At 71.0% G+C, this 17,996-nt stretch carries 18 protein-coding genes; 13 read left to right on the top strand and 5 right to left on the bottom strand.

Going from position 1 to position 17,996, the window contains the following annotated elements:
- The first annotated feature begins 130 nt into the window (after positions 1-130).
- The 5 genes from JHY01_RS22975 to JHY01_RS22955 all read left to right on the top strand — a co-directional run bounded on the left by JHY01_RS22975 (position 131) and on the right by JHY01_RS22955 (position 6,605).
- The gene (locus JHY01_RS22975; protein WP_205328042.1) at positions 131-2,704 is read left to right on the top strand and encodes a glycosyltransferase; all 2,574 of its coding nucleotides are present in this window, start codon (positions 131-133) and stop codon (positions 2,702-2,704) included.
- Positions 2,705-2,717: 13 nt separating this feature from the next.
- Positions 2,718-3,050: a hypothetical protein gene (locus JHY01_RS22970; RefSeq protein WP_205328041.1), complete on the top strand. Its 333-nt coding sequence runs from the start codon at positions 2,718-2,720 to the stop codon at positions 3,048-3,050.
- A gap of 119 nt (positions 3,051-3,169) precedes the next feature.
- Positions 3,170-4,024, top strand: a complete 855-nt coding sequence (locus JHY01_RS22965) for an ABC transporter ATP-binding protein (RefSeq protein WP_205328040.1) — start codon at positions 3,170-3,172, stop codon at positions 4,022-4,024.
- The gene (locus JHY01_RS22960) at positions 4,021-6,003 is read left to right on the top strand and encodes a CDP-alcohol phosphatidyltransferase family protein (protein WP_205328039.1); all 1,983 of its coding nucleotides are present in this window, start codon (positions 4,021-4,023) and stop codon (positions 6,001-6,003) included. Before JHY01_RS22965 ends, JHY01_RS22960 begins: the two co-directional genes overlap by 4 nt.
- A 155-nt stretch (positions 6,004-6,158) precedes the next feature.
- Positions 6,159-6,605, top strand: a complete 447-nt coding sequence (locus JHY01_RS22955; RefSeq protein ID WP_205328038.1) for a hypothetical protein — start codon at positions 6,159-6,161, stop codon at positions 6,603-6,605.
- Positions 6,606-6,654: 49 nt separating this feature from the next.
- On the opposite strand, the gene JHY01_RS22950 is transcribed toward JHY01_RS22955, so the two are convergent.
- Positions 6,655-7,257 (bottom strand): polysaccharide deacetylase family protein, encoded by a 603-nt coding sequence (locus JHY01_RS22950; RefSeq protein ID WP_240193149.1) that lies wholly within the window; start codon positions 7,255-7,257, stop codon positions 6,655-6,657.
- On the opposite strand from JHY01_RS22950, the gene JHY01_RS22945 reads away from it, so the two are divergent.
- The 3 genes from JHY01_RS22945 to JHY01_RS22935 are packed head-to-tail and all read left to right on the top strand — an operon-like array spanning position 7,151 to position 8,444.
- The gene (locus JHY01_RS22945) at positions 7,151-7,534 is read left to right on the top strand and encodes a hypothetical protein (RefSeq protein WP_205328071.1); all 384 of its coding nucleotides are present in this window, start codon (positions 7,151-7,153) and stop codon (positions 7,532-7,534) included. The two genes, JHY01_RS22950 and JHY01_RS22945, sit on opposite strands and share 107 nt — an antisense overlap.
- Positions 7,535-7,593: 59 nt before the next feature.
- Entirely contained in the window at positions 7,594-8,190 is a 597-nt protein-coding gene (locus JHY01_RS22940) for a non-oxidative hydroxyarylic acid decarboxylases subunit B (protein WP_205328036.1), read from the top strand.
- A 2-nt stretch (positions 8,191-8,192) separates the two neighbouring features.
- Positions 8,193-8,444: a hypothetical protein gene (locus tag JHY01_RS22935; RefSeq protein WP_205328035.1), complete on the top strand. Its 252-nt coding sequence runs from the start codon at positions 8,193-8,195 to the stop codon at positions 8,442-8,444.
- A 198-nt stretch (positions 8,445-8,642) separates the two neighbouring features.
- Here the strand turns inward: JHY01_RS22935 and JHY01_RS22930 are convergent, their stop codons facing one another.
- Positions 8,643-10,037 (bottom strand): UDP-glucose/GDP-mannose dehydrogenase family protein, encoded by a 1,395-nt coding sequence (locus JHY01_RS22930; protein WP_205328034.1) that lies wholly within the window; start codon positions 10,035-10,037, stop codon positions 8,643-8,645.
- A 270-nt stretch (positions 10,038-10,307) separates the two neighbouring features.
- On the opposite strand from JHY01_RS22930, the gene JHY01_RS22925 reads away from it, so the two are divergent.
- Entirely contained in the window at positions 10,308-11,474 is a 1,167-nt protein-coding gene (locus JHY01_RS22925) for an acyl-CoA dehydrogenase family protein (RefSeq protein ID WP_205328033.1), read from the top strand.
- Positions 11,475-11,543: 69 nt separating this feature from the next.
- On the opposite strand, the gene JHY01_RS22920 is transcribed toward JHY01_RS22925, so the two are convergent.
- Positions 11,544-12,443 carry a sulfite exporter TauE/SafE family protein gene (locus tag JHY01_RS22920; protein WP_205328032.1) on the bottom strand — a complete coding sequence of 300 codons (900 nt, stop codon included), beginning with the start codon at positions 12,441-12,443 and terminating at the stop codon, positions 11,544-11,546.
- A gap of 293 nt (positions 12,444-12,736) precedes the next feature.
- On the opposite strand from JHY01_RS22920, the gene mdh reads away from it, so the two are divergent.
- The 3 genes from mdh (at position 12,737) to JHY01_RS22905 (ending at position 15,829) form a co-directional block, all read left to right on the top strand.
- Positions 12,737-13,687: a malate dehydrogenase gene (gene mdh, locus JHY01_RS22915; protein WP_205328031.1), complete on the top strand. Its 951-nt coding sequence runs from the start codon at positions 12,737-12,739 to the stop codon at positions 13,685-13,687.
- 125 nt (positions 13,688-13,812) lie between these two features.
- Positions 13,813-14,553 carry a phosphatase PAP2 family protein gene (locus JHY01_RS27010; protein ID WP_205328030.1) on the top strand — a complete coding sequence of 247 codons (741 nt, stop codon included), beginning with the start codon at positions 13,813-13,815 and terminating at the stop codon, positions 14,551-14,553.
- 37 nt (positions 14,554-14,590) lie between these two features.
- The gene (locus tag JHY01_RS22905; protein WP_205328029.1) at positions 14,591-15,829 is read left to right on the top strand and encodes an APC family permease; all 1,239 of its coding nucleotides are present in this window, start codon (positions 14,591-14,593) and stop codon (positions 15,827-15,829) included.
- Between the two features lie 151 nt (positions 15,830-15,980).
- Here JHY01_RS22905 and JHY01_RS22900 read toward each other — a convergent pair whose 3' ends face one another.
- Both JHY01_RS22900 and JHY01_RS22895 read right to left on the bottom strand, forming a co-directional pair.
- Positions 15,981-16,391, bottom strand: coding sequence for a DUF3263 domain-containing protein (locus JHY01_RS22900; RefSeq protein ID WP_205328028.1), 411 nt, complete (start codon positions 16,389-16,391; stop codon positions 15,981-15,983).
- 46 nt (positions 16,392-16,437) lie between these two features.
- Positions 16,438-17,223 (bottom strand): HAD-IIA family hydrolase, encoded by a 786-nt coding sequence (locus JHY01_RS22895; RefSeq protein ID WP_205328027.1) that lies wholly within the window; start codon positions 17,221-17,223, stop codon positions 16,438-16,440.
- A gap of 151 nt (positions 17,224-17,374) precedes the next feature.
- On the opposite strand from JHY01_RS22895, the gene JHY01_RS22890 reads away from it, so the two are divergent.
- On the top strand, positions 17,375-17,965 hold the full coding sequence (locus JHY01_RS22890) for an FABP family protein (RefSeq protein ID WP_205328026.1): 591 nt from the start codon (positions 17,375-17,377) through the stop codon (positions 17,963-17,965).
- Positions 17,966-17,996 lie beyond the last annotated feature (31 nt).

Below are 17,996 nucleotides of genomic sequence, written 5' to 3'. Positions count from 1 at the left end.
GGATTAACCGGCTTCCCAGTTCAGCATCTGTTTACGCGAGTGAAGAAGATTGTTCGCATTCAATTCAGCATTACTGCCATTGGGCACGCGAAGATCTGGGCGGAATGCAACCTGGAGATGAACGGACGAGATGAACGCAGCTGACGAGACCGCGCGCTATCCGGGCCGACTCACCGACGACCTCCTGGTCCGGGCCGGGGAGCGGGCTCCCGGCACGATGGCCGCGACCGCGCTGCGAACCCGCTCGCCCGGGGCCCGCCACCTGCTCGCGCGCGCCGCGTCCCGCAGTCTCGACCTTCCGGGGCTCCTCGCCGCCGCGCATCGCCGCGATCTCGGTCCCGCAGGGGAACCCGGGGTGAACGTGGCGGCGCTGGCGTCGCTGGCGCGGGTTGTCGGCCTGCAGTTCGGTGGTGAACAGGACCGGCGGGACGCGTTGGCGCTCTTCGACTTGGCGCTGGACATCGGCGGGGTCCGCCGTGTGGGCCGGCGGGAGGCCGCCGTTCACGCGCAGCTCGCGTACGCGCTCGGTGACCTGGCGAAGACCCGGTTCCTGTTGCGCCGCTATGGGAAGCATCTGCCCGCGCTGGAGCGGGGTGCGCTGGTGGCGGATCTCGCCCATCCGCACGCGGGCGGCGAGGAGACGGCGTGGATCAAGCGGCTCGGGGCGTTGACGGGCCGTCCGGAGTTGCGGCTCGGTCCGGCTGCGGTCGACGGCGAGCTGCTGCCGTGGTTCGACCGGCTGCGCGCGGCTTCGGTGCCGCGGGTCCCGTCGGGTCCGCTGGTCTCGGTGGTGATGACGGCGTACCGGCCGGGCCGGGCGCTGCTCACCGCGGTCCGTTCGCTGCTGGAGGGCGCGTGGGCGAACGTGGAGGTGCTCGTTGTCGACGACGCGTCGGGGCCCGAGTACGACGTGGTCCTCGATGCGGTCGCCGGGCTCGACGATCGGGTGCGCGTGATCCGGCGGGGGGTCAACGGCGGGACGTTCGCCGCCCGCAATACGGCGTTCGAGGTGCTGACCGGGGATTTCGTGACAGGCCTGGATGCTGATGACTGGGCCGCGCCTGGGCGGATCGCCCGTTCGGTCGCGCCGCTGCTCGACGATCCGACGCTGCAGTTGACGTACGGGGAGGCGTTCCTGTTCAACGAGGACCTCACGGTCACGCGGCCCGGCCGGGTCCTCACGACGGCTTCGACCGCTTCGATGATGTTCCGCCGCGGCGTGCTCGACCGGATCGGCTTCTACGACGAGGTCCGCAAAGGCGCCGACACCGAGTTCCTGCACCGGGTCGCGGCGGCGTTCGGTGATGGCGCGGTGCGGCGGCTCAGGGTGTGCGACACGCTCATGCGGCAGGCGTCGGGCTCGCTTTCCCGGGAGGAGTTCGGGCCGGGCTGGAAGCATCCGGCGCGCCGCGCCTACCAGTCCGCGTATCCGCTGTGGCATGAGGAGATCCGGGCGGGGGCCGACCCGTACCTGCCGAGGTCTCCCGCCCGGCGGCCCTTCTGGGCGCCGTACCACGCGGCGGTGGCTGCCGCCGAGCAGCGGCAGCGGCGTTTCGATGTCGTGTTCTGCCTCGACTGGCGTCCGTTCGGTGGACCGCAGAAGTCGGTGATCGAGGAGATCAAGGCGCTCAAGGCCGCGGGCTTGGAGGTCGCCGTCATGCACCTCGAGTCCTGGCGGCACATGACGGTCGAGGACCGGCCGATGTGCGTGCCGTTTCAGCGGCTCGTCAACGAGGGCGTCGTGGAGCAGGTCCTCGTCACCGACGACGTGGTGTGCGACCTGCTGGTGCTGCGGTATCCGCCGATCCTCCAGTTCCGGTCCGGCGAGCGCTCCGGAGTGCGTCCGAAGCGGATGGTGGTGCTCGCCAACCAGGCTCCGTGCGAACGCGACGGATCCGACACCAGGTACGTACCGGATGCCTGCCACGCCAACGCGATCGACATGTTCGGTGTGGTGCCGCTGTGGGTGCCGCAGGGGCCGCAGGTGCGCGAGGCCCTGGCCGGAGCCGCGTCGGGCCTGGCGGACTTCGACATGCCCGGCATTCTCGACGAGGCGGCCGTCGCGCCGGCCCGTACCGGCTTCCGGTCCGTGATGCCGGTGGTCGGGCGGCATTCGCGCGACGATTGGACGAAGTGGCCCACCGCCGAGGACCTGCCGCTCGTCTACCCGGGGGACGGCCGCTGGGACGTGCGCGTCATGGGCGGGGTCTCCTCGGTCGCGGTGATCACCGGTGAGGACCCGCCGTCGGCGTGGACCTGCTACGGCTTCGACGAGACGGACGTCGACTCGTTCCTGTACCAGCTCGACTTCTGGATCTACTTCCCGCATCCGCGGCAGTACGAGGCCTTCGGCCGGGCGGTGCTGGAAGCCCTCGCCGCCGGGTGCGTGACGATCCTGCCTCCGCACTTCGAACCGACGTTCGGCGACGCCGCCCTCTACTGCGAACCGCCTGAAGTGGTGGGACTGGTGGACGGGCTGTACGCCGATCCGCAGCGGTTCCTGGCCCGCAGCGCGCTCGCCCAGCGGCGGGTGCGCGAGCGGTTCAGTCATGACTCGTACCGGGCGCTCGTGGCGGGCCTGCTGGGCGGTGACGCCGCGTCCGGCGGCGTCCGGGAGGGTCCCCCCGCCGCGCGTCTCGGCGCCGAGTTCCCGGCTGCAGCCCGAACTGCATCCCAAACCGTCCAAAGTCCTGTCGTCAGATGAGGGTGCGTCTCCGATGAAGCAGAAGCTCAAAGTCGTCTACGTCCGGCTCGGCAGGCCCTCCCCGATGCGCCTGGCGGTCGCCGCCTGGCTCGGGTCCGCCGTGCTGCTGCTCGCCGTCGGCCTCTTCGGCGAGGCACGGCTGGTGTGGGCCGTCTCATCGCTGATGAGCCTGGTCACCTTGGGGGCGCTGGGGCTGGTGTGGAACGAGGCCCGCCAGACGCGCCTGGAGGCGCGCGCCTCGGCCGAGCGCGCGGAGGTCACGCTCCGCCGGATCCTGGCCGCGTTCGAGGTCGAACGCCTGGCAGCGGAGCGGCGGCACGCCGCCGGGGGCGACCGCGTGCCCTGAGCGCGCGGCGATGAGCAAGCTCGCTGATCTGCCGCGAGCTGCCGAAAACCATCGGGCGGTACTATTGGCGCGCCATCGTCCAGCTGCACAGCAACCACCTGTCCGGGAGGGCCGCCCCCATGGAAGAGCCGATCATTCAGGCTCGTGACCTCGGGATCTGCTTCGCGAAAGGCAAGCAGAAGAAAGGCCGGGTCAAAGATCTGTTCGTGAGGCGCGCCGCCAACCAGAAGGGCGCCGCGGCGCAGGACTTCTGGCCGCTGCGCCACGTCAACTTCGACATCTTCCCCGGCGACGCCGTCGGCATCATCGGCCGCAACGGCACCGGCAAGTCGACCCTGCTGCGCCTCATCACCGGTGTGCTCATCCCCGATGAGGGCTACGTGCGCCGCGAGGGCCGCGTGGCCCCGCTCATCGCGCTCTCCGCGGGCTTCTCGGGCGACCTCACCGGCCGCGAGAACGTCAACCTCGTCGGCGCGCTGCACGGCATGACGAACAAGGAGATCAAGGCGAAGTACGACGAGATCGTCGAGTTCTCCGAACTCGAGGACTTCATGGACACGCCGCTCAAGCACTACTCGTCGGGCATGAAGGTGCGCCTCGGCTTCGGCGTCATCACCCAGCTGCCGCACCCGATCCTCCTGGTCGACGAGGCCCTCGCCGTCGGCGACGCCGCGTTCAAACGCAAATGCCAGGCCGTCATCGCCGGGCTCCTCGAGGAGGGCCGCACCCTCGTGTTCGTCTCCCACTCCGAAGGCGACCTGAAGAAGTACTGCAAGCGCGGGATCTTCCTCGACGCCGGCACGCTCGTCACCGACGGCACCGTCGAAGAGGCCCTCGACTCGTACAAGACCGCCGAGAAGCGCGACGCCGACGCCCGCGCCGAACGCAAGAAGCGCGAAGCGGCCGCGAAGGCCGCAGCGGAGCAGGCCGCCGCTCCGGCCCTCGTCCCGGGAGCGGTCGAGGCGGCCACGTGAGCCGAGCCGTCATCCTGCCGGCGCCGGGCGGCCACGCCGAGATAACCGAAGACACCACGGTCGTCGACCGGCTCATCGCGCAGATCCGCGACGCCGGCTGCGACGACATCACCGTGCTCGCCCGGCCCGGCACGGACCGGCCCGTCAAGGCCGCCCAGATCGAGTCGGCCGACGCGAACACCGACCTGCGCCACCTCGCCGAACTCGCCTACTCCGGCGATGGAGCGCTCTACGTCGCCTGCGCCGACCTCGTCGCCTCCCAGACCACCGTCGCCGCCGTCCTCTCCGACTCCTCGAGGCGCTCCGGCGTCCTCATCGGCGGCGACGACCCCGCCGCCGCGCCCGTCCAGGTCGAACGCGGCCTGGTCACCGGCCCCGGGCCCGGCCCGGTCCGCCTCGGCGGCCTCGCGAAGGTCTCCGCCGCGCACCTCGCCCGCCTCAGACGGCACTGGCCGCGCCGCGCCGAAGGCGACGCGTTCGCGTCCGTCCTCGCCGCCCTCCACGCCCGCGCGATCCCCGTCAACGCCTACCGCACCCCCGGCCTCGAACACCGCCAGGTCGCCGGCGGCGACGACGCCCGCGAGGTCATCGCCGCGTTCGAAGCCGTCGACATGGACGCGTGGCGCCTGAAACACGCCATCAAGCACGACGACGACTTCTTCGCCACCTACGCCGTCTCCACCTGGACCCCGCACCTCGTCACCCTCGCCGCCCGCCTCGGCTGGACCCCCACCCCCATCACCTGGGTCTCCATCGCCCTCGCCGTCGGCGCCGCCGCGATCTTCGCCACCGGCTGGTCCTGGTGGTACCTCGCCGCCGCGGCCCTCATGTACGCCAGCTTCGTGTTCGACTGCGTCGACGGCCAACTCGCCCGCTACACCCAGAACTTCTCCTCCTTCGGCGGCTGGCTCGACATGATGGCCGACCGCTCCAAGGAGTTCCTCATCTACGCCGGCCTCGCCGCCGGCGCCACCCTCGACGGCGCCGCCACACCCGCCGCCTGGGGCCTCGCGATCGCCGCCATGGCCACCCAGACCATCCGACACACCGCCGACACCTGGTACGCCGTCCTCCTCGACACCGCCGTCCTCCGCCAGGCCCGCAAACGCGAATCCGCGCCCCCGGTCGGCCGCGCCGCCCACCTCGGCCAGCGCCTCGGCTCCGCATCCGAGCAGGTCATGGGCGCCCACCGCACCCCTCTGTACTGGATCAAACGCACCATCGTCGCCCCCGTCGGCGAACGCTGGCTCCTCCTCGCCGTCGCCGCCGTCGCCTTCGGCCCTCAGACCGCGCTCACCGCGCTCCTCGCCTGGCAGCTCCTCGCCCTCGGCTACACGACCGCGGGCCGCACCCTCCGCTCGCTCGCCGCCCGCACCGCCGCCCTGCGCCGACCCGACCGGTCCGCGCACCGCGACGACGGACCGCTGGGACGGCTCGTGCCCCGCAGCCCCGTCGGCGGTGACATGACACCTTTCAGCGCGACCGCCGCCGCCGTCCTCGCCGCCGGCGCGGCCGTCCTCGCCGCCGCGATGGCGACGCCCCCCTGGATGCCGTTCGGGCTCGCCGTCCTCGCGCTCGTCCTCGCCGCGTCCGTGGCCCGCACCGACCATGAAGGCCTGCTCGACTGGTTCATACCCGCCGGGCTCCGCGCCGTCGAACTCGGCGCGATCGCCGCTGCCGGGATTGCCGCCGAGGTCTCCTGGCCGGTCCTGTACACGCTGCTCACCGTCATCGCCCTCTACTTCTACGACCTCGCCGCGGGACTCGACAAGGCCGCCTCCCCGGTGGCCCGCCGCGACCTCGGCCTCGGCTGGCCCGCCCGCAGCCTCATCGCGCTCGCCGCCGCCGCCATCGCAGCGGCCACCGTTCCCGCAGTGGCCACTGTGGTCTACGGGGCGCTCGCGGTGTATGTCGCCGCGGTCTTCGTCGGCGCCGTCGTCGCCGGGACCCTCCGCGCCTCCCGCGCGGCCGCCGCCTGACCCCCGTTCCCCGAGCCGGCAGCGCCACCGGAATCCCGCCGCCGCACCACGATCCGGGCGACGCGGACCGTCATGCTTGACCGCCAAGCGAACTCGTTCGGGTTACATGCCCCGACAGGCGCGCATCGCTGGTGCCCCACGACTAAGGTGTACCTGTGCGCAAGTTCCGGCTCTCGCGTCTGGTGCTCGCCGCGACCGTGATCGGTGTGGTGGGCCTCTTCTCGCTGCCCGTGATCCTCGGTGACGCGGCCGGATACGACAATGCCACCGAAAGCCAGTCCGCCATTTCCCATGTGGACTGGACCAACGCCGACGAGACCTACCCGATCCCGCCCGGCTCACCCACTCCCAGCCCCAGCTACGACGGCGACGGCACCTCCGACACCGACGGGGACGACACCGACGGCGACGGCAGCCCGGACCCGAGCGACGGCGGCGCCTCACCCGAATCCGGGCCCAAAGACGCCGGCACCGACCGCGACGGCGACGGCGGCCTCCTCGACCTCGCCTTCCCCGTCCAGGCCGGCATGAGCGTCGGCCTCCTCGCCCTCGCCTTCCTCGCGCTCCTGCCCGGCCGCAGGATGCCCGCCGACCTCCGCTGACCGCAACAGAAGCGGCGCTCCGGACGCACCGTCGCGCCGCCACCGACCCCTACAGCGCCGAGTACACGTAACCGCGCCGCGAGAACTCCGCGAAGATCGACGCCAGCGCCCCGTACATCTCCGCCTGGTTCGAAGCCCCGTCGTGCAGCAGCACGATCGCGCCCGGGCCGCTCCGGCCCAGCACGTGCTCCCGGATCTGCTTCTGCGTCTTCTTGCTGTTCCAGTCCGACGGGTCCACCGTCCAATGCAGCGACTCCATGCCCAGATCCGCCGCCACCGCGATCGCCCGGTCCGTCCACTGCCCGCCCGGATGCCGGAAGTACGCCACCGCCGCGCCCGGCGCCGCCTTCACGATCGCGTCATTCGTGCGCTGCAGGTTCGCCCGGATCTCCTCGCTGCTCCACTTGCCCAGGTCGAACTCGTGGAACCACGAGTGGTTGCACAGCGTGTGCCCCTCCCGCGCGATGTCCGCGACCAGCTCCGGATACGCCTCCGCGTACGCCCCGATCACGCAGAACGTTGCCTTGACCCCCTGCGCCCGCAGCATGTCCAGCACCTTCGGCGTCCACTTCGGCGACGGCCCGTCGTCGAACGTCAACGCCACCCTGTCGTCCCCCGTGCGATTGCGCGTCCCCAGTGGCCCCTCGTACATGGTCGCGGCCGGCGCCGCCACCGGCGACGGGGACGGCGCGGGAGCCGGAGGCGACTCGGACTCCGACACCGGATCGCTCGGCTCCGCAGCCGAACTCGGCGCCTCGGGCGCGCCCGTGGCGTCGGCCTCCCCATCGCCCGCGCTGGCAGGCGCGGACGACCCCGACACAGTAGGCTCGACCGCGGTCGTCGCACTCGCCGGAGGCTCGGCCCCCTCGGGCCAGACCCAGGCGAGCACGAACAGCGCGGCGGCAGCAGCCGCAATGCTCAGATTGTGACGAACCATGACGTGATTGTAAGTGCGCTGGGCCACAATTCAAGGAAACCTGGAGGGTACATGCGACTCGTCGTCGGCATCACCGGAGCGACCGGCGCGATCTTCGGCGTCCGGCTCCTCGAAGCGCTCCGCGAACTCGACGGCGTCGAGACCCATCTCGTCATGAGCCGCTGGGCCCGCACCACCCTCCGCCTCGAAACCGCCTACACCCCAGCCGAGGTCACCGCCCTGGCCGACCACGCCTGGGGGCCGGGGGAGCAGGCCGCGCCGATCTCCTCGGGGTCGTTCCGCACCGACGGGATGATCATCGCGCCGTGCTCGATGAAGACGGTCGCGGCGGTCCGCACCGGCTACACGGAGGGCCTCATCGGGCGGGCCGCCGACGTGACCCTGAAAGAGCGGCGCCGGCTCGTGCTGCTGGCCCGCGAGAGCCCCCTCTCGGAGATCCACCTGGAGAACCTGCTGGCGCTCTCGCGCATGGGCGCGGTCGTCCTGCCGCCGGTGCCCGCCTTCTACAACCGGCCTGAGACGATCGACGACATCGTGGACCACGTGGTGGCGCGCACGCTCGACCAGTTCGGGCTCGAGCACCCGAAGGCCCGGCGCTGGGACGGCCTGCAAGGCACCGATGTAGACGGCACCACGGAGGAGGAGTAGCGGTGGACACGCTGATGTGGGAGGCCAAGGCCGCCGAAGGCCGCGGGGCCGAACTGCTCCGCTGGGTGCTCGACGAGGGCGTGCACGCCGTCGCCGACCCCGAGGTCCGCACCGAGGTGTTCATCGCCGGCGAGCGGGTCGTCGTCATCGCCGTCGGCCCCAACCCGCCGCGCCGCCTCCCCGACCCCCCGGGGGAACTGGTCGAACGCCCCCCGCATGCGTGGCCTTTCACGCGAGTGAACTTCGCGCCCTAGCGGTGGCCGGGACGTGCCGAACACCCGGCCGTTCACGCAGTGCTCCTCGCCCCTCGGGCGAACCGGGAACCTGTCGGTCGCCGAGGCCGGCCTCATCGACCGTCCGTTGTGCAGGCGGGCGCCGCGAGACGCCGAAGACGACGAACCGTCCGGCGCTTCGTGCGCGCCGGGCGGTTCGGGGAATTCGCGTCTCCGAGTCTAGCGGCCGATGCCCTGATAGGACCAGCCGTGCTTGCGCCACTGCTCCGGGTCGAACGCGTTCATGCCGTCGAGGATCCGCCGCTCGGCCACCTGCTGGCCCAGCGCCTCCGGGTCGAGGGTCCGGAACTCCTCCCACGGCACCATCGCGCACACCACGTCGGCGCCCGCCACCGCCTCGGGGAGGGTCTTCACGAAGCTCAGCTCGGGCGCGAACGCCTTCGCGTTCTCCAGTCCTTCCGGGTCGTACACGACCACGTCGGCGCGCGCCGAGCGCAGCCGCCGCGCGATGTCGAGCGCGGGCGAGTCGCGGATGTCGTCCGTGTCGGGCTTGAACGTCGCGCCCAGGTAGGCGATGCGCACGCCCGACAGGTCCGGCCCGTTGGGGCCCGGGGCCCGCCCGGCCAGATTCGCGACCGACCGCACCGCGTGGGAGCGGCGTCGGTTGTTCACGGTGTCGATCTCGTCGAGGAACCGGAACGACTCGCCCACGCCGAGCTCCCCGGCGCGCGCCGAGAGCGCCCGGATGTCCTTGGGCAGGCAGCCGCCGCCGAAGCCGATCCCGGCGCGCAGGAACTTGTTGCCGATGCGCTGGTCGTAGCCGATGGCGCGGGCCAGGTCGACGACGTCGGCCCCGGCGGCCTCGCTCAGGTCGGCCATGGCGTTGATGAAGGAGATCTTGGTGGCCAGGAACGCGTTCGCGGCGACCTTCACCAGCTCGGCGGTCGCCAGGTCGGTCTCGACGACGGGCACTTCGCGGTCCTCGACCGCGGCGAGTTCGAGGATGCCGCGGTGGACGTCCTTGAGCAGCTGCGAGGCCCACTCCGACTGGGAGGCGTAGACGATCCGGTTGGGGCGCAGGACGTCGTGCATCGCGTTCGACTCCTGGAGGAACTCCGGGCTCCAGCCGACCTCGACGCCGAGGCCCTCGGGGGCGTGGCGGTCGACGAGCTCCTGGACCCAGGTGGCGGTCCCGACGGGCACGGTGGACTTGCCGACGATGAGGACCTTGCGGCTCAGGTGCTTGGAGAGGTCGACGACGGCGGTCTCGATGTAGGAGAGGTCCGCGCCGTGCTCGCCCTTGCGCTGGGGGGTGCCGACGCAGATGAAGTGGACGTCGGCGAAGTCGGCGACGGCCTGGACGTCGGTGGTGAACCGCAGGCGCCCGGACTCGAGGTTCTTCTTGAGCAGCTCGGGCAGGCCCGGTTCGTGGATGGGGAGGACCCCGGTGTTGAAGGACTCGATCTTGGCGGCGTCGACGTCGTATCCGATCACCTCGTAGCCCAGCTCCGCGAAGCAGATCGCGTAGGTCGCGCCGAGATAGCCGCACCCGAGGAAGGCGATGCGGGGCCGGGTGGTGGTGTTCTGCGAGGGGGATTGGATCGCGTTGACCATCTGGTGCGTGCCCTGTCTGTTCGTTCGGCAGGCGCGCCCGGTGGGGGCGGCGCCCGTGCGTGCATGCGTCGGGTTCGTGCGCGGCGACCTCGAATTGTACGTGAATGCGACTATGGCCTGCGCAGTCGTATATTCAGCTTCACGCATGAACTTCGTCCTAAGTTGCGGCGAAGCCGTGCGTAATTCGCGGTGGCGGGCATCACCGGTCGCGTCCGCCGTGGGTTACACTCGGCCTATCTTACTGACGAGTAACAACCGCGGGAGCCACTGATGTCCACCGGGTTCAGCCCTTACCAGCTGCCAGCAGAATACGCCGACATCCGGGCGGCGACCCGGGAAGTCTGCGACGCCGGGGTCGCCCCGCACGCCGCCGAGGCCGACGCGACCGCGACCTTCCCGAAGCGCTCCTACGAGGCGCTCAAATCCGCCGACCTCCACGCCCCGCACGTCCCCGCCGAGTACGGCGGGGCGGGCATCGACGCGCTCGGCACCGCGATCGTCATCGAAGAGGTCGCGCGCGCGTGCGCCTCCTCCTCGCTCATCCCCGCGGTCAACAAGCTCGGCTCGCTGCCGCTGCTCCTCGACGCCTCCGAGGAGCTCAAGCGCCGCTACCTGCCGCCGGTGGCCGCGGGCGAGGCGATGTTCTCGTACTGCCTCTCCGAACCCGAGGCCGGCTCGGACGCCGCGTCGATGACCACGCGCGCCGTCCGCGACGGCGACGGCTGGGTGCTCGACGGGGTCAAGCGCTGGATCACCAACGCGGGCGTGAGCGAGTTCTACACCGTCTTCGCCGTCACCGAGCCCGGCGCGGGCGCCAAGGGCATCTCCGCGTTCGTGGTCGAGAAGGGCGACGCGGGCGTCTCCTTCGGGAAGCCCGAGAAGAAGCTCGGCATCAAGGGCTCGCCGACCGCCGAGGTCTACCTCGACTCGGTGCGCCTGCCCGCCGACCGCCTCATCGGCGAAGCGGGACAGGGGTTCTCGCTCGCGATGCGCACCCTCGACCACACCCGCGTCACCATCGCCGCGCAGGCCCTCGGCATCGCCCAGGGTGCGCTCGACGCCGCGACCGCCTACGCCGCCGAACGCGAGCAGTTCGGCAAGCCGATCGCCGCGTTCCAGGGCGTCCAGTTCCTCCTCGCGGACGCGGCCATGAAGATCAGCGCCGCCAGGGAGCTCACCTACGCGGCCGCCGCCCGCTCCGAGCGCGCCGACGCCGACCTCACCTACTTCGGGGCCGCCGCCAAGTGCTTCGCCTCCGACGCGGCCATGCAGATCACCACCGACATGGTCCAAGTCCTCGGCGGCTACGGCTACACCCAGGACTTCCCCCTCGAACGCATGATGCGCGACGCCAAGATCACCCAGATCTACGAAGGCACCAACCAGGTGCAGCGCATCGTCATCGCGCGAGAACTCCAGCGCGGCAAGGCGTTCTAGACGACCGCACGCGAAAGGCCCGGACCGACGCTGAACCGGTCCGGGCCTTCCTTCGTCCATGTCGAGCGGCTACGCCTCGGCTTCGACCGGGGACGGCACCACCGCCGCCTCCCGGGCTTCACGCCGCCTCGGTGCCGCCAGGACCAGCGCCCAGACCGCCGCGAGCGCCAGGTACAGGCCCGTCACCACCGGCCACGGCACGTTGAAAACGGCCAAGAGGGTGCGCAGGTTCAACGCCACGACGAGCATCCCGATCGTCGAACCCAGCTTCGCCGTGGGGATCTTGCGGGTCAGCCACGCCGCCAGCGGCGCCGCCGCCATGCCGCCCACCGCCATGCCGAGCACGACCGGCCACAGCACCGTCAACGTGTCGGGCACCGCCATCCAGAAGCCGATCACCGCCGCCGTCGAAGCGAACACCTGCGCCGTCGAGACCGAACCGACCACCCGGTGCGGCTCCAGCCGCGACGTCGTCAACGTGATCGGCATCGTCACCGGGCCCCAGCCGCCCCCGCCGACCGCGGCCAGGAAACCGCCGACCAGGCCCGTGGGCACCGCGAACCCGGACCTGATCGGGCCGTGACCCGCGCCCCTGCCCCGCACGAAACGCCACACGATCACCACGCCCAACGCGATGAGGATCGCGCTCGTCACCGGCGTGGCCGCGTCGAGCCGCGTCAGCGACGCCAGCGCCCACGCCCCCGCGAAACCGCCGACCGCCCCGGGAACGCCCAGCTTCAGCGTCGTCGGCCAGTGCACGTTCTGGAGGCGGTGGTGCGAGACGGCGCTGACCGCGCCCGTCGCGATCGTCGCCACGTTCACCGACGCCGACGCCACGGCGGGGGCGATCCCCAAGCCCAGCAGGAACGTCATGGTGATGGTGCCGAAGCCCATGCCGAGGCTGCCGTCGACCAACTGGGCGATGAATCCCGCGGCGACGGACGAGAGGATGGTGGTCGCGAACAGCACGCTCGGCTCCCTCGGTACGAATGGCCTTTGAATAGTCCACTACATCAATAGGAGAAGTCAAGGAGTGCCCACGCTTCGGGACGGCGCGACGGGTATACGACACCCGCACGCGTCCCCGCATCATCCCCCGCCCCGGCCACCCCACCCCGACTCACACCCGGACCGTCCGCATTTGGAGGCCTCCGCCACCCGGTCAGGGGCCGGATGCACCCCCCGAGACGAGGGTCATAGCGTGGACCGACAGACCTGGTTACGCTCGCCGCACAGGCAGCCTTAATGCAGAGGAGCATTCGATGGGTAAGAAAGTCACGGTCGTCGGCGCCGGATTCTACGGCTCCACCACCGCCCAGCGCCTGGCCGAGTACGACATCTTCGACGAAGTCGTCCTCACCGACATCGTCGAGGGCAAGCCCGAGGGCATCGCCCTCGACATGAACCAGTCCCGCACCATCGAGGGCTTCGAGACCAAGGTCGTCGGCGCCACCACCGACAACGACGGCAACGGCTACGACAAGACCGCCGGCTCCGACGTCATCGTCATCACCGCCGGCCTCCCCCGCAAGCCCGGCATGAGCCGCATGGACCTCCTCGAAGTCAACGCCCGCATCGTCCGCGGCGTCACCGAGAACCTCGTCAAGCACTCCCCGAACGCCGTCATCATCGTCGTCTCCAACCCCCTCGACGAGATGACCGCGCTCACCCAGCTCGCCTCCGGCTTCCCCAAGAACCGGGTCCTCGGCCAGGCCGGCATGCTCGACACCGCCCGCTTCACCAACTTCGTCGCCGAAGAACTCCAGGTCCCCGTCAAGTCGGTCACCACCCTGACGCTCGGCTCCCACGGCGACACCATGGTCCCCGTCCCCAGCCAGTCCTCCGTCGACGGCAAGCCGCTCACCGACCTCCTCCCCGCCGAGAAGGTCGACGAGCTCGTCACCAAGACCCGCAACGGCGGCGCCGAGATCGTCGCCCTCCTCAAGACCGGCTCCGCCTACTACGCACCCTCCGCCGCCGCCGCCCGCATGGCCAAAGCCGTCGCCGAAGACTCCGGCGCCGTCATGCCCGTGTGCGCCTGGGTCGACGGCGAATACGGCATCTCCGGCGTCTACCTCGGCGTCAACGCCCAGATCGGCGCCGAAGGCGTCAAGAAGGTCGTCGAAACCCCCCTCACCGACGCCGAACTCGCCAACCTCAAGGAAGCCGCCGAAGCCGTCCGCACCAAGCAGGCCGACGTCGCCGGGCTGTAACCCGCGCTTCCCGAACCGTTCAAACGCAGTGCAAGGGGCGCCCGCCCGCGGGCGCCCCGCGCCGTTCCCGCCCCCACCCCGATATCGGATTCGCCGGCAACGCCCCGGTCGCTAGGCTTACGCCCGTGATCGCCGCAGACCGGCGCCGCACCGGCGCCCAGGCCTGGAGGCCCTTCGTCCCGAAGCGGCCGCGCTCGTGGATCCCCGAGATCGCCCTGGCCATCGGGTTCATCCTCATAACGGTCCCGCTGACCTGGCCCAGCCCCCTCGTCGACCTCGACATCTGGATCCGCGACCTCGCCGACGCGAACCGGCCCGACTGGGCCAACCTCATCGCCCTCCAGACCAACCGACTCGGCCAAGGCGGCCTCCTCGGCGGCATCGCACTCGGCATCGCCGCCATCCTCGCCTGGCGCGGCCGCAACGTCCGCCCCCTCGTCGCCTTCCTCGCCGCCTACGGCATGGCCGGAGCCGTACTCGCCCTCAAATACACGCTCCCGCGCATCTACCCGCACTGGCCCGAAGCCTCCCAGCCCCCCTACGCCGACGCCGCGCAAGCAGTCCTCTTCTCCGGACTCGAACCCTCCGGCGCCTACCCCTCAGGCCACGTGCTCAACACCATCGTCTGGTACGGCGTCATCGTCTTCCTCATCGGCGCGCACTGGAACCCGACCGCACGGCGGCTGTTCCTCCTCCTGCCACCGATCATCGTCACCTGCTCCACCACCTACCTCGGCTTCCACTGGTTCACCGACACCCCCGCCGGACTCTTCATCGGCATCGCCATCCTCCGCACCGTCCAACGCATCCCCTGGGACACAGTGACACTCCCGATCTGGCTCGAACCCGAACGGCGATATCGCTGACCGATCCGCGCAACCCGCGCACGGTATCGTTCGACCCATGCCCACACCGGCGCCCCAGCGGCCGACCCTCCAACGCCGCCTCGGACTCCCCTCGGCCATCACCATCGGACTCGCCTCCATGCTCGGCGCCGGCGTCTTCGCCGTCTGGGCCCCCGCCGCCGAAGCCGCCGGATCCGCCCCCGGCCTCCTCGCCGCCCTCACCATCGCCGGACTCATCGCCTACTGCAACGCCCGATCCAGCGCCCGCCTCGCCGCCCTCCACCCCCAAGCCGGCGGCGCCTACATCTACGGCACCATCCGGCTCAACCCCGCCGCCGGATTCACCGCCGGCTGGGCCTTCCTCGTCGGCAAGACCGCCTCCGCCGCCGCCATGGCCCTCACCCTCGGCGCCTACCTCCTCCCCGACCACCCCCGCGCCCTCGCCGCCGCCACCGTCGTCGCCTTCTGCGCCATCAACCTCCTCGGCGTCAAACGCACCGCCCTCGCCTCCGCCGTGTTCGCCGCGATCACCCTCGCCGTACTCGCGGCCGTCATCATCGCCGGAGCCACGGGCCCCGTCGCCGCACAACCTCTCGACGGCACCCGCCCCTGGGGCGTCCTCACCGCCGCCGGATTCCTCTTCTTCGCCTTCGCCGGCTACGCCCGCATCGCCACCCTCGGCGAAGAGGTCCGCAACCCCGAACGCACCATCCCCCGCGCCGTCCCCATCGCACTCGGCATCACCTTCACCGTCTACCTGCTCGTCGCCGTCACCGCCCTCAGCGTCCTCGGCGCCGGCACCCTCGCCGCCTCCACCGCACCCCTCGCCGACCTCGCCGGCGCCAGCGCACCCGCCCTCGAACCGGTCGTCGCCATCGGCGCCGGCGTCGCGGTCGCCGGCGTCCTCCTCAGCCTGCTCGCCGGGATCGGCCGCACCGCACTGGCGATGGCCCGCGACCGGCGGCTCCCGGGCGCGCTGGCGGCGGTCTCGGAGCGGTTCGGGGTCCCGTGGGCGGCCGAGCTCGCCGCGAGCGGACTCGTCCTGATCTTGGTGTCCATACTGGACTTGTCGGGGGCGATCGGGTTCTCCAGCTTCTGCGTGCTGGTCTACTACGGCGTCGCGAACGCCTCCGCGGTCACCCTCGACCGGCGCGCCCCGCTCCCGTGGCTGGGGCTCGCCGGCTGCCTGCTCGTGGCCGCGAGCCTCCCGCTGCCCTCGGTGCTCGGCGGCCTCGCCGTCTTCGCGGCGGGCGCAGGCTGGTTCGCACTCACCGAACGCCGCGCCCGCACACCGTGACCGGCGTTCGCAGGCTGCTTCGCACATGCCGAACACCGCACCCGCGCACGGCCGACCGGCACGGTGCAGCGCCACCGTCGCCACGACAGGCGTCATACGCAAGAAAGTGGGGGCGCACTTCACACGCCCCGCCGTCGACCGTGTCTCCCCGTCAGCGCTCCGCGCGGCGCTGATCCCGGGCGGCCCTGAGCCGCCGGACGACCGCGGGCTGCTCCGCGGCCGCCTCCGGGTGATCGATGAGACGGGCCAGATGCTGGTAGTACCGCTCGGGAGTGAGCTCCAGCTCATCGCTGATGGCCTGGGTCTTCGCGCCCGACGCCCGCCACCAGCGCGCCTCGAACGCGAGGAGCCGCGACTCCTGCGCACTCAGCTTCGACTCGGGTTGATACGACTCCGATTCGCGAGGCACCCGCTGCGGCGAAGGCTGGCGCGGCGGCGCCTCCCGCGCCGCTGGCGGCGGCGTCTCCTGCGGCCCGCGCGCGGGCCGCGGCGCGGGCAGCCGCTCCTCATCTCCCTGGCGCGCACGCGAAACGGACTTGGTGGGGCGATGGCCGGGAGGCATGGGGCGACTCCTCTTGCGTTTACGGCTCCGCAAGCGGTCGCCGTGACTATTCGATCCAGTCGATCAGGTCCGCAACCGAATCCTTGACGTGGTTCGGCCGGAAGGGGTAGCGCTCGACTTCTTCCATAGTGTCAGTGACCCCCGACAGAACGAGGACCGTCTCGAGCCCCGCCTCGAGGCCCGACAGCACGTCGGTGTCCATGCGGTCGCCGATCATCACCGTCGTCTCCGAGTGGGCCCCGATGCGGCGCAACGCGTTTCGCATCATCAGGGGATTCGGCTTCCCCGGGAAGTACGCCTCCGAACCCGTCGCCGCAGTGATCATCGCCGCAACCGCGCCGACGCCGAGCATCAGGCCCTCCGGGCTCGGCCCGGTCGTGTCCGGGTTGGTGCAGATCAACCGCGACCCGGACTTGACCAGCCGCACCGCCGTGGTGAGCGCCCCGAAGTCGTACCGCCGGGTCTCCCCCAGTACCACGTAGTCGGGCCGGTAATCGGTGAGCACGTATCCGATCTCGTGCAGGGCCGTGGTCAGGCCCGCCTCGCCGATGACGTAGGCCGAGCCCTTGGGCCGCTGCGACTGCAGGAAGTCCGCCGTCGCCATCGCCGAGGTGTAGATCGACTCGACAGGCACCGCCAGCCCGGAGTTCTTCAGTCGCACATGCAGGTCGCGCGGGGTGTAGATCGAGTTGTTCGTCAGGACGAGGAACCGCTTCCCCGCCGACTGCAGCTTCTCGATGAGCTTGTTGGCGCCGGGAACCGGCACGCCCTCGTGGACGAGCACGCCGTCCATGTCCGAGAGCCAGCTGTCGAAGGGTCCAGGTGTAGTCATGCTCAACATCTTGCCATCGCTCGGAGAAAACGACGAGGACCGGACGTAAAGTGGTGCCCGTGGAGACGGCATTGACGGCCGTGCTCGTCATCGCCGCAGGCGCCATGGCGGGCGCACTCGGCTACTGGACCATTCGAACCGCGAGGAACAAATGAGCGAGCGCGAAGTACCCGAAGAGTTCGCCTCGACCTTCCAAAAGGTCGAGCCCTACCCGTTCGAGGAGACCGACGACCTGCGTCGCGGGCCGAACCTGCACGACGACCTGCTGCCGCTGCTGCCCCTCGTCGGCCGCTGGCGCGGCCGGGGCCAGGGCGGCTACCCCGGCACCGAGGACTTCCTGTACGCCCAGGAGGTCAGCTTCCTGCATGACGGCCGGCCGTTCCTGCGGTACCACTCCCGCTCCTGGATCATCGACGTCGACGGCAAGCCCGTGCGCCCCGCGGCCCAGGAGACCGGCTGGTGGCGCGTGGTGCATGGCAAGGACCCCAAGCGCCCCGAGATCGAAGTGCTCCTCTCGCACCCCACGGGCATCCTCGACCTGTACTACGGGCACGTGGACGGCACCCAGATCGAGATCGCGACCGATGCGGTGGTGCGCAGCCCGCTGGCCAAGGAGGTCACCGCCGGGAAGCGCCTGTACGGCATCGTGGAAGGCGCCCTCATGTACGCCCAGGAGTTGGCCGCCGAGGGCAAGCCGTTGAGCCCCCACCTGAGCGCCAGCTTGAGCCGGGTGTCGGGGTAGTCGTCGAGGACTGTTGTCGCGGGGGGGCGGG

The sequence above is a fragment of the Glycomyces sp. YM15 genome, from assembly GCF_016918015.1.
In the GTDB taxonomy this organism is placed as follows: Bacteria; Actinomycetota; Actinomycetes; order Mycobacteriales; family Micromonosporaceae; genus Glycomyces.
This window is presented reverse-complemented; position numbering and strand designations above follow the sequence as displayed.